Raw genomic sequence first — 22,714 nt, 5'->3', positions numbered from 1 at the left:
CTCCAATGACCGTAGTTCAGCCATCACCGGCCATGCAGGCCTCGCCCGAAGCCGGTTCCACCGTCGACCCGGTGACGCAGGAGATCGTCCGCAACGCGATGAAATCGATCGCCGAGCGGGTGACGCGCCGCATGATCCGTGCCGCCAATTCCTTCATCGTCAAGGAGATGGAGGACTGCTCGGCATCGTTGCTCGATGCGCGCGGCCAGCTCATCGCCGAAGAAGCCGGTCCGCCGATCCAGCTCAACACGGTTGGCGTCTGCCTCAAGACGATCCTGGAGCACTGTATTCCCGCCTCGGAATGGAAGCCGGGCGACGTTGTCGTCACCAACGATCCGTTTGCGGGAGACGGCTCGCTCGCGGCCACCCACAGCAACGACTATCTGGCCTTCAGCCCGATCTTCTTCGACAATGAACTGGTCGCCTTCGCCGGACTCATGGTTCACCACATGGATATCGGCGCGATGAACATGGGGTCGCGCGGGTGGGGCGTCGACATCTACCAGGAAGGCCTGCGCGTCCCCCCGATGAAGCTCGTCGACGGCGGCCGTCTGGAACAGAAGGTCATGGATGTCATCCTGACCAACACACGGGTTCGCGACATCCTGGAAAACGATCTGATCGCGCAGTTCGCCAGTGTCCAGGTGGCGGTGAACGAGGTTGACGGACTTTTCCGGAAGTACGGCAAACCCGTCATGCTTGGCTGCTTCAACGCGATGATGGATTATTCCGAGCGCCGCACCCGCGCCGAACTGGAGCGCATTCCGGACGGGACTTATACCCACGAAGAGCCGGTGCTCGACGACGGCGCCAAGGGCGGTCCGTTCTGGCTGCGGGCGACGATCACCAAAAAGGGCGGCGATGTCACCATCGACCTCACGGGAACAGACCCGCAGATCGCGGGGCCGATCAACTGTCCGCTCGCGACCACGACGGCGGCGATTTACTATGCCATGCGCTGCATCACGGATCCGACAATTTCGGGCACCGAAGGCTGCAAGCGGCCGGTCAGGATCATTGCGCCCGAAGGCACCCTGGTCAATGCGCAGTCACCGGCGGCGGTCATGCAGCGCATGGTCGTCTGTCACAGTCTGGTCGACCTTATCATGGGGGCATTTGCCACCGTCGTTCCAGAGCGTGTAATGGGCGATAGCTGCGGCTGCTTGTATAACTATTCGATCTGCGACGATCCCGACACCGGCCGACGGACCATGTTCGGCGAGGTCGTGCCCGGCGGTCTTGGCGCGAATGATCGGTTCGATGGCATCGATGCCATGGCCTGTCACGTCACCAATTGCCATGTTCCGCCGATCGAGGCGATGGAGATCGAGCAGCCGGTGCTCTATCTCCGTCGGGAGTTGCGGTCGGGCTCCGGCGGCGCCGGACGCCGCCGCGGCGGCACCGGCTATGTTCTCGCCTATAAAATTCTTGGCGGACGTCCGCAGTTGCACCGGACGTCCCAGAAATCACGTTCGCTGCCCCAGGGCGTTGGCGGTGGCTTGCCGGGCGACGGCGGGCGCTGGGTCATCAACGAGGGGACGGACAAGGAGCGGACGCTGCCTTACGCCATCGGCGATATCGAGGCGCTGGAGACCGGCGACACCGTTACGCACTACACCCCCGGTGGCGGCGGGTTCGGCGATCCCCACGATCGTGCGCCGGAAAGCGTCCAGCGCGATGTCCGGTTCGGCTTCGTAACGCGTGAGGAAGCCCAGCGGCTATACGGCGTCACCCTGGATCCGGCGACGCTGGAAATCACCAAGACGGCTCAATGAGAGAGCCGCCAACAATACAACAACCGAATGGAGGAGGTTACAGAGATGAGTGCTTTGAAAAAGATGATCGGCGCGGGTGCCCTTGCCCTCGCGCTCGGCGCCACGAGCGTCCCGGCGCAATCGCAGACTTTTCTGACCATCGGCGGCGGGTCGAGCGGCGGCGCGTTCTTCATAATTTCGGCCGGTATGGCGCGTTTGATCGAGCAGCATAATCCGGAATTGAGCGTTACATCGCGCGCAACGTCCGCCACGATCGAAAACACCCGCCTGCTTGGAAACGAACAGGTCGAATTCGCACTTGCAGCCGATAACGGGCCCTGGGCGGCAGCCAACTCCGCCGAACCCTTTGCCGACGAGCATTACGACAATATCCGCTATATCGGTGCCGGATACACGTCGCCGTTCCATCTGGTCGTCCTTGATGAAAGCGAGATTGAAACCATCGACGATTTTGCCGGTCATCGCGTCGGCATCCTGGCAGGGATGACGGCTCAGGACTGGTTTCCGCGCATCGCCGAGGTTTACGGCGTCGACGGAGAATACGAAACATTCACCCTGCGTGCCGCCGAACTTTTCGACTCATTGCGGGACGGCAACATAGACGTCGCCATCTATTCCGGCTCGGCGCCCACGGCTTCCATCACCGATCTTGCAACCACTCATTCGGTCCGGTTCATCCCGATCGCACCGGAAAAGGCGCAGGAAGTTGCCGAAACACATCCGTTCTTCTTCGAATATCCGATCGAAGGCGGCATCTATCCCGGCACCGATGAAGACGTCCCGTCGATCGGGAACGCGATCCTTTTTGTCACCCATACCGGGGTTGAGGACGACGTAGTCTATGCGGTGACCAGGACGCTGATGGAGAACACCGAAGAGCTTCGCGCGATCCACCCCAACGCAGCGGCGTTCAATCTGGACAATGTCGGCCGGGCCATGGTCGTACCCGTCCATCCGGGCGCCCAACGGTATTACGACGAAATCGGGCTCGATCTGACGGCCAATCAATAACGGCCAAATCGACAACAGTCCGGCGGTGGCTTTACGGAGCCACCGCCCTTTTTTCGTCCGTTTCAGATTTCGTTCAGGACGGCGTCCAGTTCCGTCAACAACTGATCGGCGTTCGCCTCGGAGAACACCAGCGGCGGCCGGATCTTCAGCGTGTTGGCGTTGAATCCGGTCGCCGATATCAGGACACGACGCTCGCGCAGGCCGTTGACCGCCGCCAGCGCAGTGGCGGCATCGGGCTCCTTGCTCGACCGATCCTTGACCAGTTCGACACCGGTATAGAGACCCGCGCCGCGCACATCCCCGATCCGGTCGTGCTTTCTGGCGAGGTCGGACATGCCGTTGCGGATGACGGTCCCGACCCTCACCGCGTTTTCCAGCAAACCCTCGTCACGGATTACATCGAGGGTCGCCTGTGCGGCCGCCATCGCGACGCTGTTGCCGCCAAAGGTATTGAAGTAGCGCATGTCGTGGCCGAAGGTCTCGACAACCTCCGGCGCGACCGCGACACCGGCAACGGGATAGCCATTACCCATGGGCTTGCCCATGGTGACGATGTCGGGGTCGACCCCGTGCCGTTGATATCCCCAGAAATCTGACCCCATACGCCCGAAGCCCGATTGCACCTCGTCGGCGATGAACAGGCCACCGGCCTTGCGCACGACCTCGGCAACCGGTCCCAACACCGTCGTCGGATCGGAAAACACGCCGTCCGACGAGAAGGCCGAATCCACGATGAACGCCGCCAGCCCGTCGCCACGCCGCTGAAGATCCTCGATCTGTGCCGCGACATGGCCGGCCATCCACCCGCCGATGTCATTTGAGTCGACGCGGTAAGAATCGGGTGCCGGGACACGGCGGACATAAGCGCCGAGCGGTGAATTCTCTCCCATCGATGGCGAGAAGCCCGCCGTCAGTTCGGAATTGCCGTGATAGGCTTCCGAGGTCACGATGATGCCCTGCTTGCCGGTATAATGCTTGGCGATACGGAGCGCGAGATCGTTGGCTTCCGATCCTGTACACGTGAACATCGCGTGCTCGATGCGGCCGCCGAAGGTCCCGAGCAGGTCTTCAGCGTAGTCCAGGATGCCTTCCTGGATGTAGCGCGTGTGCGTGCACAGGGTCTGCATCTGGCGTGTCACGGCCTCGACGACGCGGGGATGGCAGTGGCCGATCGGGACAACATTGTTGTAGGCGTCCAGATACTCCGCCCCGTCCGCGTCGTACAGCATCACCCCCGAGCCACGGCTGATCTCGACCGGGTTCCTGTAGAACAGGCGATAAGCCGGGCCGAGCAGACGCATCCGACGCTGGATCTGCGCGCTGGTCCGTTCGCGGAGTTCATGGAGCGTGGCGGGGTCAAATCCATTGACCATTCTGCCGCGGCGGCTGGGTGTGGCGGCGTTTCTCACGACAGTCCCTTTCGTTCAGCAGGCCCCGCATTCCGACAGTAGCGTTGCCGATACCTCATCTGCCGATCGCTGCAGGAACCAGTCCAGCTGCGGCCAGCCCTGAGGCGTGTTGCGTGTGATATAGGTCGCGTTATCAGGGAAGAGCTTTGCGCGCCACGTTGTCAACAGGGTGCGCGCTATGACGCGTCCCATCACGAGGTGCGGGATCAGCTCGACTTCTTCTTCCGTCAGGTCGGCGACGGTCAGGTATCCCCGCAGGACATCGCGTCCGTCCTTGAACAGATCATCCAGATTCTGCGACGGCAGTTGATTGAGCAGTGCCGTCGAGACATCGACGGCGATCGCCGTGTGGACGATATCGCCGAAATCGATGATCCCGGTGACGAAGTCCTCGGAGCCGTGATTGACGACGATGTTCGATTTGCTGAAATCATTGTGCAGGACCTGGCATCGGCAGGCGTCGATCCGATCGCTGAAGGCCGCGAAACGGTCCAGTCCGGCCTGGAGCTTATTGCGGCCTTCGCGGTCGTCGATCGCGTCCACGAGATGTTCGAGCCTGAGCAGGTGGCGGACATCCCAGGCAAGGTCCCGGCCGGCGGCTGGATGGCTGAAAACGGCCATGGCCAGCCGCAATGCAGCCAATGCCTTTCCGATTTTCTCACGCTCATCCGCGGTACACGACGTTTCGCTGAGAATCGTTCCTTCGAGGTAGGAGAGCAACCTGATGTCGCGTTGCTGACCGGCACGGTCGCGATACATGAAATGGGTCTCGTCCCGCACCGTGGGGATGACGCGCGGGACAGGCAGGCCGCTGCGTTCCGGCGCGATATGGCGCAGCAGATCGAGCTGGAGTTCGATCTCCGCCACATCCTCCGCCGGATTCGCGCATTTCAGAATGTAACGTCGGCCGTTGCCGCACGCCACGCGGAAGGTGTCGTCCTTCTCGGTCGCCAGCCTGGTCAGGCTGCCGCTCAATTGGTAGCGGTCGGCCAGCAGGGCTGCGGCCTCGTTCTCGTCCATATTGACGAATGCGGCAGCCAGCCCGCCGGCCTGGACGAAGTCCTCTGCTGCCGTCATACCGTTTCGCCACGGGCCGGTGTCCCGGCGACGGTTTGCAGAACAGGCAGCGGTAGTCGTTTCATCGCCGAATATCCCATCTTCTCCGACCGCGTCATCACTTCGCGCCGAGACCCTAACGCACTCCGATCTTCAAGCCCATGACGCGGGGAAGCGATGCCGCAGCGCGTGCAAGCAGCGGCGCCCTGATCTGCCGATCCTCGGCATCCTCGCGGGTCATGATGCCCCACCGCACGAGGTTTCCACCCAGATAGCGCAGTGGCTCGGGCGGAAGGCTCGGCAGCGGCCGCGTGCAAAAGGGCAGGGCGCTCCAAGAATCCCTGGCGTTCAGTATCAGCGACGTCAGGCACTGGCCTGCGATGTATGACGGATTGACGCCGTGACCGGAGAATCCGCAGGCGTAGTGGATTCTGGTGCCGGCGAAAGTGCGGAAGAACGGCAGGCGGTCTGCCGCAACATCGATCGCACCGCCCCAGGCCGAAGCAATGCCGACCTCGGAAAGGGCGGGCAATAGCCGCCGGATACCGCCTCGCGCCCGTTCGATCGAACGAGCGTCATTCGACATTGCATCGCCGCCGTCGCGGCCGCCATAGGCAATCGGGCCTGACCCGGAACCCATCAGCACGCGCCCGTCCTGCGTCTTGCGGTAATAGTGAATGAACATCCGCAAATCCGAAAGACCGACACCGTTGTTCCATCCGGTCTCGTCGATTTCTTCGGGCGCGGGATCGGTCATTACGGCATAGGATGAAAACACGGAGACATGGTCCCGGATCCCGCGAAGTCCGGCGAGGCCGGTATTGGCGGCGAGCACGATGTCGCGGGAAACGACGGCGCCACCTGCTGTTTCCACGCGCCCGGGAGAGCCGGCAGAGACCTTTGTGACGGCACTCTTCTCGAAAATTCTCACACCCCGGGCAAGGGCTTCCTGCTTGAGCGCCATCACCAGCCTTGCCGGATGAAGATTGGCGCCTTCGGGAAAGAAAACCGCTTTGCGGTAATCCGAAACGCCGCAGATGGCCTGAATGGCATCCCGATCGAGCGGTACCGCCGTGTCCGGTACGCCCAGGCGCTCGGCGGTGCGGACAATGGTTTCCAGCGATTTGTCCTGAGCCGGCGAGGTCGACACTTTCGCATGGCCGTCTTCCCGCCACCAGACATCGACACCGCATGACGTCACGAAATCCCGGATGCCGTCCTGGGCTGCCGATGAGGCGCGGCAGACCGCCAAGGCATCGTCGGCACCGAGATTGCCGACAAGTCCGGGAAGTGCGCCCCAATAGCCATGGCATTTGCCGCCGTTCATGCCGCTGGCCCCGCTGCCGCAAACATCGGCTTCGAGGATGACGACCTTGACGTCCGGTGCGCGGTCGCTCAGCGCCAGGGCGGTCCAAAGGCCGGTAAATCCGCCGCCGACGATTGTGACGTCCGCCGTGATTTCACCGGTGAGAGGGCTGGATGGCCCCGGCGCAACGGCCCCGTTGGCCTGGGTATCCTGTAGCGCATCCTGGAACCACCAGGATCGGCTTCGACCAGCCACAGGCGCCTTCAGTTCGACCACGTTCACGCGACCATTCCCCTTCACCGCGACGGCCGCAGCAGAGAAAACGGGCGCCGCAGCAGATTATGAAAGGTCGCGAGACCAAGATTAATTGTCAACATTTAATTGTTGCAAGGCCCGCCGGAGTGTGGCGTCATTGCGGCACCGATCCATGGAGGTCACTTTGCCAGTGCATGCCGAAGCTCGACCGGAAACCGGAAAATCCCAATCGCCGGAACAGTCAAGGGTTGTCGAAGACGCCGAGGGGGGACTCGTCCGGCGTTTGTCGACACTGTCGCCATTCTGGCTGTATCTGACCTCGACGCTCGCGATCGGTTTTTCCACATTTCATATTTATACGGCGTTCTTCGGCACTCTGGAGGGCATCATTCAGCGCGTGACCCATTTGGGCATCGCGCTGGTCCTGACCTTCCTTCTGCGTCCGTTCCTGTCGAAACATGCCAAGTCGCGGCCAAGCCTGATGGACATCGCCTGGGCGGCCGTTTGCATTGGTGCCACAGTGTATCTTATCCGCGAAAACGCGGAACTTCCGTTCCGAATGGGCCTGATCTACACGGCGGACCTGATTTTCGGCGGCCTCATGATCATCGCGGTTTTCGAGGCAGCCCGGCGATTGGTCGGAGTGGCGTTGCCGATCGTGGCGGGGGTCACGATTGCTTACGCCTGGCTCGGGCCCTACCTGCCGTCGGTCATCGCTCATCGCGGATTCAGCTTCAAGCAGATCATCCACACGCTTTACCTGACCACCGAGGGGCTGTTCGGCATACCGATCCAGGTCAGTTCCTCGTTCATCGTCCTTTTCATTATCCTTGGCGCGTTGTTGAAGGTGTCCGGTGCCGGGCAGTTCTTCACCGATCTTGCTTACGGCTTCTTCGGGCGAACGAGAGGCGGGCCGGCAAAGGTCGCAATTGCGGGCAGCAGTCTGTTCGGCATGGTGAGCGGCAGCGCCATCGCGAATGTTACGGCCACGGGAATTTTCACCATTCCATTGATGAAACGCAGCGGGTTCGACGCGCGGTTCTCCGGCGCGGTAGAGTCGGTCTCTTCAACGGGCGGTCAACTCGTCCCACCGATCATGGGCGCTGCGGCATTCCTCATTGCCGAAATTCTCGGCATTTCCTATCTCGATGTCGCCGTCGCCGCGGCGATACCGGCTTTGCTCTACTACGCGACCTTGTTCGTGGCGGTCGATCTTCGGGCCGCCAAGATCGGCCTGAGGGGCACCCCCCGCGACCAGCTGCCCGATCCCGTAGCGGTGCTCCTGAACGGAGGGTATCTGTTCCTGGTGCCGGTGACGCTGGTCTATCTGCTGGCGGGGCCGCAGTTCTCGCCGCTCAAGGCAGCCGTTTATACCATTGGCGTCAATCTGCTGCTGTTCTTCGGCCGCGAAGTCAGCCTGTTGCCGCGCAAACTGGCGCTCACCATCGGTGTGGCCGTTGCGGCCGGTCATCTGGTGTTCTTGCTGGGGGCGGATCTGTTCGGCGGGCGTGTCGTGGCCTTTTTCTACATCGGTCTTGTGGTCGCCTTGTGGTTTCTCACCCGCCGCCGACGCGATGCCGCCTCGCAATTCGTGCACGGCTATATCGGCCGCTGCGGCATCGGCTTGCGTGAAGGCGCCATGGCCGCGCTCGAAGTGGCGGCCGCTTGTGCGATGTCGGGGATCATCATCGGCATGTTCATGCTGACCGGTCTCGGCCTTCGCCTGTCGGGCGTACTGGTCGATCTTTCCGGCGGAAGCCTGCCGGTGCTGTTGATTCTGACGGCGCTGGCCTCGCTCATTCTGGGAATGGGGCTGCCGACGGTGGCCGCTTATATCGTGCTGTCGGTCCTGGTCGCGCCCAGCCTGATCAATATGGGCGTCGTGCCGATTGCCGCCCACCTTTTCATCTTCTATTTCGGGATCATTTCGGCAATCACGCCGCCTGTCGCCCTTGCCGCCTATGCCGCGAGCGCGATATCCGGCGCCAACCCGATGCAAACGGGGCTGACGGCGCTCAAACTCGGGCTGGCCGGCTTCATCATCCCGTTCATGATCATCTACAGCCCGCAACTGCTGATGCAGGGGCAATGGTACGAAATCGTGCTTGCGACATTGACTGCCTTTGTCGGCGCGGCGGCGTTGGCCGCCGGACTGGAAGGGTACCTGATCGCGCGCATGAACCTGATCGAGCGGGCGCTGCTGTGTGTGGCGGGCTTCCTGCTGATCTTCCACGGACTCATGACGGATCTGTCCGGTGGGGCATTGATACTACTGACAATCGTAACTCAGGCCATGAGGGCGCGCAGAAGCGTCGTCTCATTACAATAGTTCACGGCACTGATCGCCAATATGCATCTGAACAGGAAGGATTACTTCAATGAACAAGCAGAAACTTCTCAACGCCGTTGCCGTCGCCGCTATTGCAGGCGCGATCGCGGGAACGGCCGGGCTATCGGCGGCTGATGCCAGAGCCGATGTCCAGATATCCATCGGCGGCGGAAGTTCCGGCGGCCTCTACTACATCACGGCCGCAGGGATGGCGCGGGTCATCGAGCGTCACGCGGACGGAGTCGTCGCCACCGCACAGGTCAGTTCCGGGGGCGCGGAAAACACCCGGCTGATGGAACAGGGATCGCTGGACTGCGGCCTGATGACCGCCGACACTCCCTATGCGGCCTATAATGCTCTGGATCCGTTTCAGGACGAGCAGATGCAGAATATCCGCTACGTCACGCGCGGCTATTCCTCGACGTTGCAGGTGATCGTCAACGCCGACGGCGACGTCGAGACGGTGGCTGATCTACGAGGCAAGCGCGTCGGCCTGGCCGTGGGTCAAACCCCGCGCGTGTGGTTCCCGCCGGTCGCTGCGGCCTATGGGCTCGAAATGACAGAGATCACACCGTTCGTGCTCGGCATCGGCGAATTGATGACGTCCATGCGCGACGACAATATCGATGCGGCCGTCTATTGGGGCGGTGCTCCCACCGGCGCCGTCATGGATCTGGAAGCCGGCAAGGATATCCGCTTTCTGGATATCAGCGCTGAGGCCATCGAAGAAGTCATCGAGAATGAACCCTACATGATCCCGCTGCCGCTGGCCGCCGGTGTCTATGACTCGGTCGAGGAAGAGACGAGCAGCCTGGGCATTCCCAATGTGCTCGTCTGCCGGGCGGATCTCGATGACGAGGTCGTCTATCAGATCACCAGAGCGCTGATGGAACACAATGAAGAGCTGGCCGAGGTGCATCCGCTCGCCGGCCAGTTCGGGCCGGAAAACGCCGGAAAAAGCGTCGTCATCCCCGTCCACGATGGCGCGCTCAGATACTACGAAGAGGCCGGTATCGCCGTCGAAGGCTAAGGCGCCCGTTGTTTTCCAAAACACGCATATGATGCTCAGGAGAGTCCGGAATGCGGGTGGGTATTGAAGTAGGCGGTACGTTTACCGATCTGGTCGCTCTGGATGAAGGGCGGATGAGTGTCGGCAAGGTGCCGAGCGTTCGCGGTCGCCCCGACGAGGGCGCATTGCAGGCGCTCGATGCGGCGAAAATCGATCTCTCCACCGTGGACGAAATCGTCCACGGATCGACCGTCGCCACCAATGCGGTGCTGGAGCGGAAGGGTGGCCGCGTCGCTTTTGTCGTGACTGCCGGCTTCGAGGATCTGCTTTTCCTCCAGCGCCACGACCGTCATCGCATTTACGATCTCTTCTATCAGAAGCCCGTGCCCGTTGTGAAACGGCCGGACATCCTGGGTATCGCGGAACGAGTGTTGAGCACGGGCGCGGTGGAGACCGAACTCGACGAGGCCGAGGCCGAGCGGCGCTTGTGCGGATTCCTCGGCGCCCGGACTTACGACGCCGTCGCCGTCTGCTTGCTGAATTCCTATGCCAATTCGCGACATGAAATGATGATCAGGGAGGTCGTGAACAGGAATTTCCCCGATCTGCCGGTGACGATATCGTCTGATGTCAGCGGCGAGTATCGGGAATATGAGCGGGCGACGACAGCCACTCTTGCAGCCTATGTTCAGCCGGTGATCTCGTCCTATCTGGGCCGGCTGGAAAGCGAATTGACGAAGCGTGGTTTCACCGGCCGCTTTTCGGTGATGCAATCCAACGGCGGCATCGCCCCGGCCGATGCAATGCGCAAGAACGCCATAAGCGCCCTTTTGTCGGGACCGGCAGCCGGCGTCGTCGGCGCATTGCGGCAGGTCGAGCGTTCCGGCTTTTCGAATATCATGACGCTCGACATCGGCGGAACCAGCGCGGATGTCTGCCTGACTACCGACGGCAAGGCGTCGTTATCACCGGAATCGCGGTTGGACGGGCTGCCGATCAAGACGCCCATGCTCGATATCAATACCGTCGGGGCAGGCGGCGGCAGTATCATCTGGATCGACGACGGCGGTGTCCTGCGTGTCGGGCCGGAAAGTGCCGGTTCGAAACCCGGCCCCGCGTGCTATGGCCAGGGCGGCGAGCGTCCGGCGCTGACCGATGCCCATGTCGTGCGCGGCACGATCCGCGCCGACAGCCGCCTCGGCGGCCGAATGACGCTCGACGCCGGTGCCGCGCGAAACGCACTCGATAGTGTCGGAAAGGTCCTCGGTAAGGATGTTCACGAATTCTCCGACAACGCCATTCGTGTTGCCAACGCCAACATCGTCGGGGCTCTGCGCATCATTTCAACCGAACGCGGCCGGGATCCCCGCGATTATGCGCTCGTTCCCTTCGGCGGCGCCGGGCCGCTTCATGCTGCGGAAATCGCCGAGGATCTCGGCATCAATGTCGTTGTCGTGCCGCCCTGTGCCGGCGTGATCTCGGCCTACGGGCTGCTGGTTTCCGATACCGTCCATTTTGAAACCCTGACCCGGAACATACGCGTCGACGCCGAGGCGCCGTCTCAGGTCCGGGATGTCTGCCGCGATCTGCAGCGGCGGTGCGTCGACTACTTCCAGGGTCTGGGGATTACCGGCGATCTTCAATACGACGTGACGATCGAGATGAGGCATGTCGGCCAGGCGTTCGAAATCCCCGCGTCGATCGACGCAAAAGACCTTGATACGCTGACCGAAGAAGACCTGAAGGAGAAGTTCCACGTCGCCCACGAAGAGGCGTACAGCTTCGCGACCACGGGCAACAAGCCGATCGAGATCGTTTCATTCCGGTTCGGCGCCAGCAAAGCCAGCGGTGGACGAGGCCAGGCGATCGGTCAGGTCGATGACAGCGTGGCCCATGATCAGCTAGGTCGCATCGCCTATCGCGGCGGACATGTCGACTGTCGTTTCGTCAACCGCAAGGTTCTCGCCCGAAATACGAGCCTGGAGGGTGCCGCCGTCATCGAGGACAGCACATCGACAGCTTTCGTGCCGCCCGGATGGAGCGCCGTCGTCGACGACGCCGACAACCTCGTCTTACGGAGGCTTTGAGGATGAAGATCGAACCCGTAGACTATGCGGTCATCAGCCAGTCGATGATGGCCGTTGCCCGTGAAATGGGCGCGAAGCTGGTCCGCTCGGCCTATTCCAGCATCGTGCGAGACGCCAAGGATGCCTCGACCGGAATCATGGATGCCTCCGGCGCCGCCGTCGCCCAGAGCGACGAACTCATCCCCATTCTCGTGAATTCCCTGTCGCAGACCTTCCGTGGCTGTGCCGCCTTGTATCCGCCCGAGACGCTTACGCCCGACGATTTCTACATATCCAACCACCCCTATGAGGGCGGACAGCATCTCCAGGATATCTTCGTTTTCCTGCCGATCTTCTTTGACGACAAGCTGGTCGGATTCTCGGCTTCCGTCGCCCATCACCTGGACATCGGGGGTGGTGCACCGGGGCTGAACAACTCCGCCACCGATTTCTATCAGGAAGGTCTCGTCATTCCGCCTTCGCGCTACAGCCTCAGCCGCGATTGGAATGGCGGCATGTTCGAGCGGCTGGTCGCCGCCAATGTCCGGGTTCCGCAACAGACAATCGGCGACATCAATGCACAGATCGCGGCAACGCGCGTCGGCGATCGCCGGGTCAGGGAGCTGTGCCGGAAATACGGCGCCCCGTTGGTTACGGGCGTGATGGACGAGATGATCGGCTATTCCGAGCGCCGGGTCCGTGCTGCGATTTCGGCAGTGCCGGACGGTGTTTATCACGGACGCGATGCCGTGGACGATGACGGTGTCAATGACGAGCCGCTGTATGTCGAAGCAAAGGTGACGGTAAGCGGACAGAATCTGGAGGTCGACTACGAAGGGACCTCGCCGCAGGTCGGCACGAACATGAACGCGCCGATGGCGTCGACCATCTCGTCGACGCTGAGTTGTCTGAAGTCGATCCTGACGGAATACGATGTGCCGTTCAACGAAGGCGCGCGCCGGGCGATCAGCATCAAGGCGCCTCTCGGATCATTGTTGAACCCTCGGCCGCCCGCGCCGGTTCGGGCCCGGATGGAGGCGGCCTACCGGGCCTATGACGCGGTGCTTCAGGCGCTCAGCCAAGCCGTTCCGGAAATGACGATCGCGCCCGGATACGACTCCACGGTCGCAACCTGCCTCAGCCATCTCGGTGAAAACGGCTACCAGGTCTATCTGGAGGTTCACAACGGTGGATACGGCGCTTCGGGCCGCGCCGACGGCTGCGATGCGGTGGCCGGTCCGCTCTCGAACTGCACGAATGTGCCGGTCGAAGCCCTTGACATGAACTTCGATTTCTTCCGGGTGGTCGAATACCGTTTGCGGCCCGATTCCGCCGGGTCCGGCCGGTATCGCGGCGGGCTCGGCTTTGTCAGGACCTACAAGATTCTGCGGGACAACGTTCAGTTCTCGATCTACGCCGACCGCTTCCGGATTCCGGCACAAGGCGCGTTCGGCGGTGAGCCGGGACAGTGCGGAAAATGTGAGGTCTTGCGCGGCGACGAGGTGATCAGCGTCTCGTCCAAAGGGTCGATCATGCTGCGGGCCGGCGATCGGCTCGTGCTCAGTACGGGCGGTGGCGGTGGCTACGGCCATGCCAGTGAGCGCGATCCGGCCCATATCCGCGCCGATGCGGAAACCGGCCTGGTCACCGCATGACCCGTTTTCCCAGCCCCGCCCCGGAGAAACCAGAATGAAGTTCGCCGAAGGAATATCAGAATATATCGACGCAGCCGTCAGTGCCGTCGGCCCATCCGGGACCAAGACCGGGACGCCGGAAGAACGGCGCTTGCGTTTCGAGAACTACGCCGCGGCCAGCCGGCCGCCGTATCCCGACGGTCTCGTCGTCAGAAACTGGTACGTGCAGGACCAGGGCCGTGAAATTCCAATCCGCATCTATCGCCCCGCCGTCGAAGGGCCGTTGCCGACCCTGCTCTATTTTCATGGTGGCGGCTGGGTAATGGGCAGCCTGGACACCCATGACGGGCTGACGGCGGGCATTGCCCACGCCGCCGGGGTTCAGGTGATTGCGGTGCATTACCGCCGGGCGCCGGAGAACCCGCATCCCGCCGCCGTCATCGACTGCTTCAGGGTTCTGGATTGGGCGCGGGGTGAGGGGCGGCTCCATGGCGTCGACCCGGAGCGTATCGGCATCGCCGGCGACAGCGCGGGCGGACATCTGGTCGCGTCGCTGACGCAGATGGTCAAACGCGAAGGGGTGCCAGGTCTGCGGTATCAGATCATGCTCTATCCGGCGATCGATCCCGACTTTTCGACCAGATCCTACGAGGAAAACGCCCACTCACCGTTCCTGACGACAGAAGACATGCGCTACTACTGGTCGCAGTACATGCCGGGCGGTGATGAAAGTGACCCCGTTTCTTACCCCGCCCGCGCCGAGGACCTGACCGGATTGCCGCCGGCATTGATCATGAATGCCCAGTACGATCCCCTTCGCGACGACGGCATCAACTATGGCCGCAAACTGAGCGCGGCCGGCATTCCGGCGGAAGTCCGGACTGTCGACGGTATGATCCACGGATTCCTGCGCGCACGCTTTGTCTCAAGGCCCGCAATGCAGGAATTCGACGTTCTCTGCGAGCGGATCAGAGCCCACCTTTCCTGAGATACAGTCAAACGCTGTCCCAACCATCAACATGGAGTTCCCCTGTGAAACGCATCGATTCAAACGCCCGACTGAGCAAGGCCGTCATCGCCAATGGCTTCGTTTTCATGTCGGGCTTTACCGCCGCCGATAAGGAACAGGATGTATCGGGCCAGACGAACGATATTCTGCAGCAGATCGACAAATACCTGCAGGAAGCCGGGACGGACAAACGCCATCTGGTCAGCGTCAACATCTGGCTGAAAGACATCGGCGATTTTGCGCCAATGAACGAAGCCTGGGAAAATTGGGTCGACCCCGATGCGACACCGGCGCGCGCCACTGTGCAGTCCAGCCTTGCGCGTCCCGAAATTTTGGTTGAAATGATGGCGCAGGCGGTTCTTCCGGGGTCCGGCACCTAACCTCGACGGGATGCCGGAGCCGCCAGCGGGGCGAGGATTGACGGCAAATCGACCAGGAGGAGGTGAGCGGGATGCCGACAAATGCGGCCAAGGGAAAAATCAGCCGCCAGTCTCTCGGAAAACAGGCCGTCGATCACCTTCGCGGACAGATTTTGTCCGGTCACCTGGCGTCGGGCGAACGCCTGGTGGAGACGGCGATCGCCGAGGAAGTCGGGCTGAGCCGGAGCACCATTCGCGGGGCGCTTGCCGAATTGGCTCATGAGGGGCTGGTGACCCAGGTCGCCTATACCAAATGGATGGTCTCCGAACTCACGGCTGAGGCTGCGTGGGATCTCTATACCCTTCGCAGTGCGCTTGAGGGGCTGGCGGTGCGGCTGGCGGCGTCTCAGGTTACGGCGGAGCACATAGAGCGTATTCGCAAGGCGCAGCGAAACCTTGAGAAAGCCGCACGCAAGGACGACAAGGCCGCGTTGGCGGAAGCCGATTTTGCGCTGCATGAATTGTTGATCGAACTTTCGGGCAATGCCCAATTGATGAAGCATTACCGGTTGATCGAGCAGCAGGTCCGGCTGCTGATCGCATCCTCCAACTCGCTGATAGCTGCGGCTGCGGATGTCGTGGCGCAGCACAAACCCATCGTCGATGCCATTTGTGCCGGTGACGAAGACGCCGCCGAGGCCCTGATGCGAGAGCACAGCCTCGGCGAGGGACGGCGTCTCGTCGACCACATCCGTGCAACGACGAGCGATGGCCATCCCCCCCACCCCACCGAGGAAGCGGTCACTCGAAGCCGCGTCACCAACGGAACGTGACCTGATGAATATCCTGATTTTCACACCGGGTGGCCAGGAGGCGCGCCGTTATCGACAGCTTTGCGCCGAGGCCTTGCCCGCCGCCACGATCAATGCGGCATCCTCCGCCGAAGAAGCTGAGCCCTTTGCCGGGCAGGCCGAGATCCTGGTCGGCTGGAAATTCCCTGACAGCATCTTCCAAAAGGCACGATCGCTGCGATGGATCCACAAGCTTGGCGCCGGCGTCGACGATGTGGCCTTTCGCGGCGACCTGCCCACCGACATCGTGCTTACACGAAACGAGGGCGCCGCCCTCGCGCCCAGAATGGTCGAATACGTCGTTGCGGCGGTATTTGCCTTGAGTCAGCGCCTGCATCTGTGCATGCGCAACCAGCAGCGCCGCGCCTGGAAGCCGGTTCGAACCGATCTCACCACCGATAAAGTCGTTGGCGTGGCAGGACTTGGCGATATCGGCAGTCTTGTCGCCCGCCGGATGACCGAAAACGGGATGCGGGTCGTCGGATGGCGCCGATCGACCCTTCGCGACGTGCCCTTCGTCGACCATGTCTATTGCGGGGATGAGGAGTTCGACGATTTTCTGAGCGTCACGGACTTTCTTGTGTCCGTGCTGCCGGCGACACCGCAAACCCGTCATCTGTTCAATGCCGATACCTTCGCCACGATGAAGCGCACCGCCTGCTTCATCAATATCGGGCGCGGCACCAGTGTCGACGAGGTGGCGCTGGCTCATGCGTTGCGAACCGGTGTTATAAACGGCGCCGTGCTCGATGTCTTCGAGCAGGAGCCACTGTCCCCGGACAGTGAACTCTGGGACCTGGAGAACCTGATCATTACGCCGCATATGTCCGGCCCGATCATTCCGGAGGACGCAGTGCCGGTATTTCTGGAGAATGTCAGGCGGTTCGCCGCCGGCGAAAAACTCCTGAAGCAGATCGACCGGACGCGGGGCTACTGAACCGCCGGCAAGTGTGCGTCCCTATCCGCCGGTAAACCGCTCCGGCCGGTAAGGGGCGATGTCGATGGCGGTGGGTTCGTTGTTGATGATTTCCGAGACCAACCGGCCCGTCATCGCCGCGCCGGTAATGCCCAGATGCCCATGGCCGAATGCGAAGACGACCGAGGGGGCGGTGGGGCACGGGCCGATGACGGGGATGCTGTCCGGCAGCGATGGGCGGCGTCCCATCCACACGCTGGACTCGTCGCCGCGCAGGTCGGGGAACATGGCCCTTGCGTGGTGAAGCAGGGATTGAGCGCGTCTATAGTCGGGCGGCGCGTCGACGCCCGCGATCTCCACCGTGCCCGCAACCCGCATGCCGTCGCTCATGGGGCTGACGATGAAGCCCCGATCCGCATTCATGATCGGACGACGGACAAGTGCGGCGTCATGGGGCAGCATGACGTGATATCCGCGCTCGGTTTCCAGCGGAATACGAACGCCGAGCCGTTTGGCGATCCGCGCCGACCATGCGCCCGCCGCCAGAACCGCGCGGGCGGCATCGATGCTCCGGCCGTCGTCCAGGTGGACCGTGACCGTGCCGTAGTCGTGTGGCCGGATGTCGGCAACGTGCCCTCGCTCTACCTTGCCTCCCTCGGCCAGATATTGCTCGATCATGGTTTCGACGAGCGACAGCGGTTGAATCGTATGGCCGTTGTTCGGCAGAAACAGCCCACGCGCGAATATGGGCGCGAGACCCGGCTCGTACTGACGGATTTCTTCGGGCCTCAGCCAATGGCATTCGATTCCATGCCGTGCCCTGAGTTGGTGACCGACGGTTTCCGACTTCGAGGGGGTGTCGGATTCCCACACATAAAGCTGCCCCTGACGGCGGAACAATGTCTGGAACGCCGATGCGCCCAGAAGCATTTCATACTCGTTGAAGGCTGTGCCGACGAGCGGCCTCAAACCGTCGGATGCTCGATCGACGGCCGCCATCCGGCTCGCGGCCACCCACCGCATCAGCCATGGCGCCGCTTGAGGCAGATAGCGCCAGCGCACGAACAAGGGACCGAGCGGATCGATCAGCCATTTCGGAACCTGCTGGAACATTCCCGGCAGCGCGATCGGCGCGACGGATCCGGGCGAGATGGCGCCCGCATTGCCGAATGAGCAGCCATGACCGGGGGGCTGAGAGTCGACGATCGTCGTCTCGAACCCCTTGCGCCTCAAGTTCAGGGCCGTGGCGGCGCCGACGGCTCCGGCGCCTATGATGACGATCTGACGCAAAGGCGAGGCCTCCGGCGCTGACGAAAATCCTGACATTGGAAGACCTGGTATATATGATGGGGTGATTACCAGCCGATGGCATAGCCCACGCGGCGTGGGTCGGATGCGCCATCGATCCGACCGCTGTCCCGGTTGCCGTCGATCATGGAAACGCTGCCTGCCAGCCAGGTATAGTCCGGCCAGCGTTCAACCTTGTGTCCCAGATCCGAAAGCCGGTCGCAGACGTCTTGCGCAATGCGGCTTTCGATCCGCAATACGCCCGGTTCGGATTTATGCGGCGTGAATGACGACGGGAAGGAATACGAAGCGACACGCGGCAATTCAACCGACGTCTGCAGATCGTTGCCGAAGACGGCGAAATTCAGAAAAGCCTGAAGCATCGCCTGAGTCTGCACGTCGCCGCCGGGCGAACCGAACGGCACCATCCTGTTCCCGTGGACCGCGATTGCCGGATTCGGCGTGAGACGCGGACGCTTGCCGGGTTCCAGAGAGGATGGATGATCCGCCTCGAGCCACGACTGCTGGCCACGGGATGAGACGATGAAGCCGAGGCCCGGAACGACCGGCGCGTTATAGGAGGCATCGCTGGGCGTCGCGGAAAACACGTTGCCGGCCTTGTCGACGACGCAAACGTAGCTCGTGTCCATCGATGAACCGGTGTTGAAGTCCCCGGCGACCAGGCTTTCGCCCTGACCGTCCAGCCCGCCCGGCGGCATGTCCGGGAAGGCGCGCTCAGGGTCGATCATTTTTCTGCGTGCTGTCAGATAGTCGTCGGAAAGCAGCTTCGCCATCGGAACGTCGACGAATTTCGGGTCGCCCAGATAGCGTTCCCGGTCGCCCGCGGCAAGCTTCAACGCCTCGACGATGACATGCAGGTATTCCGGCGAGTTGTGGCCCATGCTCTTGATATCGAAACCCTCGATTATCTTGAGAGCCTGAAGCAGCATCGGACCCTGGCACCACGGGCCGCAACCATGGACTTCCCAATCACTGAACCGGATTTGAGTGGATTTCTCGATCTCAACAGAGAAATTCGCCAGATCGTCTGCGGACAGCAGGCCGCCTTCGGACTGGTGGAAAGCGATGATCTTCTTCGCGATGTCGCCGCGATAAAAGGCATCCCGCGCTGCCTGAAGTCCGGCCAGTCGCCCGCCCTTTGCCGCTGCGGCCCGGTCTTCATCGGCCAGAAACTGAAGGCTGGACGCGAGATCCGACTGAACGAACTGGTCGCCGATCGCCGGTACCCGGCCATTGGGCAGATAGATTTCCCTGTTTGTGGGGAATCGGGAATAGGAGTCACGATACTTTTCGATGCGGTCGGCCATCATCGGGTACATCGGGAAACCCCGGGCAGCGAACTCGATCGCGTAGGCCGCGGTATCCGCAAATCCCATGGTGCCGTATTTTTCCAGTGCCGTGATCCAGGCATCCGGTGCCGCCGGTACCACGGTGCGCTGGACGCCGGCTGGAATAAGTCCGCCCCATTCGATGGCCAGCTGCTCACGCCGCGCGGCGCTGGGCCAGCCACCGAGACCGCTGATGGTGACCATTTCGTCTTTTTCGGCAGAGTACAGGATGATCGGCGCCACGCCCGCGACGCTGACGAATTCGCTCTCCAGAACGCCCAGTGCGATTCCGGCGGCAACGCCGGCGTCGATCGCATTGCCGCCCGCGCGAAGCACTTCCGACCCGGCCATGCTGGCGAGATGATGCCCCGCCGCGACCATGTAGCGATGTCCGGAAATACTCGGGCGACAGTTCAAAGCCGCGCTCATGGTTGCCATACCGGAAAATCCCATTCAAGAGCGGCACGCGCATCAACAAATGCGCGGCCGCTCAACTGCGTTAATTATGCCAGGTATTACTGTTCGATCCAGGGTTCCTCGTCCCAGATTCCCTGCAGATTGTCGTACTGGGTCCGTGCCAGTTGTGCGAATTCCTCGGCATCCAGATAGTAGATCATCTGCCGGTCGCGCTGCGTCAGTTCAATGAATTCCGGATCGGCCAGGGTGGCTTCGATTGCGGTGATGAGCTTTTCACGGACATCGTCCGGCAGGCCGGCCGGTGCCGCAAGGCCGCGCACGGCGCCCCATTCGACATCGTATCCCTGCTCGACAAAGGTCGGCAGATCAGGCGCGAGTTCGAACCGCTCGGCGCCCATGACGCCCAGGACCCGACCCTGGCCTTCTTCATGCATTTGGGCGCCGCCGCCAACAGCGGTCAGGCCGCCGTCGATATGGCCGCCCATGATCTGGTTGCGCATCTCCGCCGCGCCGGGGCCGGGAATGAAGTTGAATCGGACGCCAGCTTCACGTTCGAAGACGAGAAGAGCCAGATGTGCCGCCGAGCCCAGGCCTGCACCGCCCATGGTGACGGATTGCGGCTCCTGGCGAACTTGCTCCACGAGGTCGTCAAGGTCCTCGTAGGGCGTGTCCGTGCCGACGATCAGGCTGTGCGGCTCGGAGGTGAAAGTGCCGAGATAGTCGAAGTCGTCGATCGAATATTCCGCATCGCCGCCGAAAAGGGCCGCAACCATGCCCGGCATCGAGGCCAGGGCGAGAGTGTAGCCATCGGGGTCAGAATTTGCGACTTCCTGCTGCATCAGGGCACTCGATGCGCCGGGCCGGTTGATGACGGCGATGTTCGCGCCGCCAAGATGCTTTTCCAGAAAAGGCTGGACCTGGCGGGCCGTGATATCAACCGGGCCACCGGCGGAGAAGCCGACCATAAGGGAGATCGTGCGATCCGGATATTCTGCCTGGGCATTGCCCGCGCTCATGATCCCGAGGCTGAGGACGGCGGCCCCGGCCAGGAGGTATGGTTTCGATATTTTCATTTTAGTGCTCCCTGTTAAGTGGACATTGATTTGACGGAATTGGTACTGGCTATTGATCGGATTCTGCAAAACTCTAGGGGGAGTAACGGGCCTCACGCGCGCTGCGGTCTGCGAACTTCGCACGCGCCCAACGCCAGACGGGGGTAAGCAGCGCAAGGAGAATGATCGCTATGATGATTTGCGAGATCGAATTGGAGACGAGAATGCTCCAATCACCGCGGGAAATCCGAAGGGCTGTCTTCAGGCTCTGCTCGGCAAGGCCTCCCAGGATTACGCCAAGGACAAGCGGAGCCAGAGGAAAGCCTCTCTTGTTCATGAAGTAGCCGAGCAAGCCAAATCCGAGCATCAGATAGAGATCGAAAGTCGCATTGTTGACCGTGTAGACGCCGAGAACCATCAGTCCGACGATCATCGGTGCGAGGATCGTCTGTGGAATTCGAAGCGCCTGGGCAAATATCCTTGTTGCCACCATGCCGCCGACGACGAAAAGCAGCATCGATGTCAGCAGCATCTGGATCATGAATCCGTACACGATGTCCGGGTTATCGCGGAAAAGTGACGGCCCGGGCTGAAGCCCGTGGACGAGCAGTCCCCCCATGATCAGCGCGGCAATGGAATTACCCGGGACACCCAGCGTAAGGGTCGGGATCAGCGATGCGCCGTTGTCCGAACTGTTGCCGGCTTCGGCCGCGGCGACGCCTTTGGGATTGCCCTTGCCAAATTCGATGGCGTCGTCCTTGCCGACCCGTTTGGCTTCGTTATAAGCGAGAAACGCGGCGATATTGCCGCCGGCCCCCGGCAGAATCCCGATAATGATGCCGATAACGCCGGACTTGAGCCAGGTCGGGATCAGATAACCCAGTCCGCCAAGGGCGGACCCGGAACCTTTCAGCTTGAGCACGTCCTTGGTGATACCGACATTGATGGCGTCCTCCGCCATCCGGAAAACCCGTGGCAGGGCAAACAGCCCCACCAGCACCACGACGATGTTTATGCCGTCGACCAGTTCCAGGCGGCCAAAGGTGAAGCGCATGCGCCCGGTCATCTGATCCATACCGACCGAGGCGATGAAAAGACCCAACGCAGCGGAGATCAGGCCTTTCAAGGGGTCGGCACCCAGAAGAACCGAAATCGTGACGAGGCCGAGGACCGCGACCCAGAAGTATTCGGCCGGACCGAATGCCAGTGTCAGAAGCGACAAAGGTGGCGCCAGCACCATCAAAGCCACGGCCGACAGCATTGCGCCCAGTGCTGATGAATAGCAGGCGATCTTCAGTGCATCCGCCGATTTGCCGGATTGCGACATCGGGAAACCATCGAAGGTCGTCGCCACGGCCGCTGGCGTTCCCGGAATGTTGAGCAGTATCGCCGGAATGGCGCCGCCATAGGTGGAACCGTTGTAGATCCCCGCCATGAGGCCGAGCGCCACCGGTGGGCTGATGCCGAATGTAAACGGAATGAGTACCGCGAGTCCGACTGTCGTGGTCAGTCCCGGCATGGCGCCGACAACAACGCCGGCGAGCGTGCCGACGATCATCGCCGCAAAAATTTCCAGCGTCAGGAGTGATAGAAAGGCGTGGATGAAAATCTCGATCATGATCCG

The 22,714-nt window shown here is 61.9% G+C and carries 17 protein-coding genes; 10 read left to right on the top strand and 7 right to left on the bottom strand.

Features of this window, described 5'->3' with window-relative positions; genetic code table 11:
- Positions 1–5 precede the first annotated feature (5 nt).
- Together ABZ728_RS20490 and ABZ728_RS20485 are read left to right on the top strand one after the other, a co-directional pair.
- The gene (locus tag ABZ728_RS20490) at positions 6–1,775 is read left to right on the top strand and encodes a hydantoinase B/oxoprolinase family protein (protein ID WP_366658227.1); all 1,770 of its coding nucleotides are present in this window, start codon (positions 6–8) and stop codon (positions 1,773–1,775) included.
- A 45-nt stretch (positions 1,776–1,820) separates the two neighbouring features.
- Positions 1,821–2,786 (top strand): TAXI family TRAP transporter solute-binding subunit, encoded by a 966-nt coding sequence (locus ABZ728_RS20485; RefSeq protein WP_366658226.1) that lies wholly within the window; start codon positions 1,821–1,823, stop codon positions 2,784–2,786.
- A gap of 62 nt (positions 2,787–2,848) precedes the next feature.
- Here ABZ728_RS20485 and ABZ728_RS20480 read toward each other — a convergent pair whose 3' ends face one another.
- From ABZ728_RS20480 to ABZ728_RS20470, 3 genes are all read right to left on the bottom strand, one after another.
- Positions 2,849–4,195, bottom strand: coding sequence for an aspartate aminotransferase family protein (locus ABZ728_RS20480; RefSeq protein WP_366658225.1), 1,347 nt, complete (start codon positions 4,193–4,195; stop codon positions 2,849–2,851).
- A gap of 15 nt (positions 4,196–4,210) precedes the next feature.
- The gene (locus ABZ728_RS20475) at positions 4,211–5,272 is read right to left on the bottom strand and encodes a phosphotransferase (protein ID WP_366658223.1); all 1,062 of its coding nucleotides are present in this window, start codon (positions 5,270–5,272) and stop codon (positions 4,211–4,213) included.
- Positions 5,273–5,387: 115 nt separating this feature from the next.
- On the bottom strand, positions 5,388–6,839 hold the full coding sequence (locus tag ABZ728_RS20470; RefSeq protein WP_366658222.1) for an FAD-dependent oxidoreductase: 1,452 nt from the start codon (positions 6,837–6,839) through the stop codon (positions 5,388–5,390).
- Positions 6,840–6,984: 145 nt separating this feature from the next.
- On the opposite strand from ABZ728_RS20470, the gene ABZ728_RS20465 reads away from it, so the two are divergent.
- From ABZ728_RS20465 to ABZ728_RS20430, 8 genes are all read left to right on the top strand, one after another.
- Positions 6,985–9,141, top strand: a complete 2,157-nt coding sequence (locus ABZ728_RS20465) for a TRAP transporter permease (protein ID WP_366658221.1) — start codon at positions 6,985–6,987, stop codon at positions 9,139–9,141.
- A gap of 49 nt (positions 9,142–9,190) precedes the next feature.
- On the top strand, positions 9,191–10,171 hold the full coding sequence (locus ABZ728_RS20460; RefSeq protein ID WP_366658219.1) for a TAXI family TRAP transporter solute-binding subunit: 981 nt from the start codon (positions 9,191–9,193) through the stop codon (positions 10,169–10,171).
- A 50-nt stretch (positions 10,172–10,221) separates the two neighbouring features.
- The gene (locus ABZ728_RS20455; RefSeq protein ID WP_366658218.1) at positions 10,222–12,237 is read left to right on the top strand and encodes a hydantoinase/oxoprolinase family protein; all 2,016 of its coding nucleotides are present in this window, start codon (positions 10,222–10,224) and stop codon (positions 12,235–12,237) included.
- A gap of 2 nt (positions 12,238–12,239) precedes the next feature.
- Positions 12,240–13,871 carry a hydantoinase B/oxoprolinase family protein gene (locus ABZ728_RS20450; RefSeq protein ID WP_366658217.1) on the top strand — a complete coding sequence of 544 codons (1,632 nt, stop codon included), beginning with the start codon at positions 12,240–12,242 and terminating at the stop codon, positions 13,869–13,871.
- Between the two features lie 34 nt (positions 13,872–13,905).
- Positions 13,906–14,838: an alpha/beta hydrolase gene (locus tag ABZ728_RS20445; RefSeq protein ID WP_366658216.1), complete on the top strand. Its 933-nt coding sequence runs from the start codon at positions 13,906–13,908 to the stop codon at positions 14,836–14,838.
- A gap of 44 nt (positions 14,839–14,882) precedes the next feature.
- Positions 14,883–15,239, top strand: coding sequence for a RidA family protein (locus tag ABZ728_RS20440; protein ID WP_366658214.1), 357 nt, complete (start codon positions 14,883–14,885; stop codon positions 15,237–15,239).
- A 71-nt stretch (positions 15,240–15,310) separates the two neighbouring features.
- Positions 15,311–16,051 (top strand): GntR family transcriptional regulator, encoded by a 741-nt coding sequence (locus ABZ728_RS20435; protein WP_366658213.1) that lies wholly within the window; start codon positions 15,311–15,313, stop codon positions 16,049–16,051.
- Between the two features lie 4 nt (positions 16,052–16,055).
- The gene (locus ABZ728_RS20430) at positions 16,056–17,006 is read left to right on the top strand and encodes a D-2-hydroxyacid dehydrogenase (RefSeq protein ID WP_366658212.1); all 951 of its coding nucleotides are present in this window, start codon (positions 16,056–16,058) and stop codon (positions 17,004–17,006) included.
- Positions 17,007–17,027: 21 nt separating this feature from the next.
- Here ABZ728_RS20430 and ABZ728_RS20425 read toward each other — a convergent pair whose 3' ends face one another.
- From ABZ728_RS20425 to ABZ728_RS20410, 4 genes are all read right to left on the bottom strand, one after another.
- On the bottom strand, positions 17,028–18,311 hold the full coding sequence (locus tag ABZ728_RS20425; protein ID WP_366658210.1) for an FAD-dependent oxidoreductase: 1,284 nt from the start codon (positions 18,309–18,311) through the stop codon (positions 17,028–17,030).
- 29 nt (positions 18,312–18,340) lie between these two features.
- Positions 18,341–20,059 carry a gamma-glutamyltransferase family protein gene (locus tag ABZ728_RS20420; RefSeq protein ID WP_366658209.1) on the bottom strand — a complete coding sequence of 573 codons (1,719 nt, stop codon included), beginning with the start codon at positions 20,057–20,059 and terminating at the stop codon, positions 18,341–18,343.
- 77 nt (positions 20,060–20,136) lie between these two features.
- Positions 20,137–21,111, bottom strand: coding sequence for a tripartite tricarboxylate transporter substrate binding protein (locus tag ABZ728_RS20415; RefSeq protein WP_366658208.1), 975 nt, complete (start codon positions 21,109–21,111; stop codon positions 20,137–20,139).
- A 73-nt stretch (positions 21,112–21,184) separates the two neighbouring features.
- The gene (locus ABZ728_RS20410; protein WP_366658207.1) at positions 21,185–22,708 is read right to left on the bottom strand and encodes a tripartite tricarboxylate transporter permease; all 1,524 of its coding nucleotides are present in this window, start codon (positions 22,706–22,708) and stop codon (positions 21,185–21,187) included.
- Between the last annotated feature and the right edge of the window lie 6 nt (positions 22,709–22,714).

The organism is Fodinicurvata sp. EGI_FJ10296 (genome assembly GCF_040712075.1).
Taxonomy (GTDB): domain Bacteria; phylum Pseudomonadota; class Alphaproteobacteria; order DSM-16000; family Inquilinaceae; genus JBFCVL01.
This window is presented reverse-complemented; position numbering and strand designations above follow the sequence as displayed.

Coding starts and splice junctions, on each gene's coding strand:
- ABZ728_RS20455 (WP_366658218.1), top strand. CDS start 10,222: ATGCGGGTGGGTATTGAAGTAGGCGGTACGTTTACCGATCTGGTCGCT.
- ABZ728_RS20465 (WP_366658221.1), top strand. CDS start 6,985: ATGGAGGTCACTTTGCCAGTGCATGCCGAAGCTCGACCGGAAACCGGA.
- ABZ728_RS20430 (WP_366658212.1), top strand. CDS start 16,056: ATGAATATCCTGATTTTCACACCGGGTGGCCAGGAGGCGCGCCGTTAT.
- ABZ728_RS20490 (WP_366658227.1), top strand. CDS start 6: ATGACCGTAGTTCAGCCATCACCGGCCATGCAGGCCTCGCCCGAAGCC.
- ABZ728_RS20460 (WP_366658219.1), top strand. CDS start 9,191: ATGAACAAGCAGAAACTTCTCAACGCCGTTGCCGTCGCCGCTATTGCA.
- ABZ728_RS20425 (WP_366658210.1), bottom strand. CDS start 18,311: ATGTCAGGATTTTCGTCAGCGCCGGAGGCCTCGCCTTTGCGTCAGATC.
- ABZ728_RS20445 (WP_366658216.1), top strand. CDS start 13,906: ATGAAGTTCGCCGAAGGAATATCAGAATATATCGACGCAGCCGTCAGT.
- ABZ728_RS20485 (WP_366658226.1), top strand. CDS start 1,821: ATGAGTGCTTTGAAAAAGATGATCGGCGCGGGTGCCCTTGCCCTCGCG.
- ABZ728_RS20450 (WP_366658217.1), top strand. CDS start 12,240: ATGAAGATCGAACCCGTAGACTATGCGGTCATCAGCCAGTCGATGATG.
- ABZ728_RS20420 (WP_366658209.1), bottom strand. CDS start 20,059: ATGGCAACCATGAGCGCGGCTTTGAACTGTCGCCCGAGTATTTCCGGA.
- ABZ728_RS20410 (WP_366658207.1), bottom strand. CDS start 22,708: ATGATCGAGATTTTCATCCACGCCTTTCTATCACTCCTGACGCTGGAA.
- ABZ728_RS20415 (WP_366658208.1), bottom strand. CDS start 21,111: ATGAAAATATCGAAACCATACCTCCTGGCCGGGGCCGCCGTCCTCAGC.
- ABZ728_RS20435 (WP_366658213.1), top strand. CDS start 15,311: ATGCCGACAAATGCGGCCAAGGGAAAAATCAGCCGCCAGTCTCTCGGA.
- ABZ728_RS20475 (WP_366658223.1), bottom strand. CDS start 5,272: ATGACGGCAGCAGAGGACTTCGTCCAGGCCGGCGGGCTGGCTGCCGCA.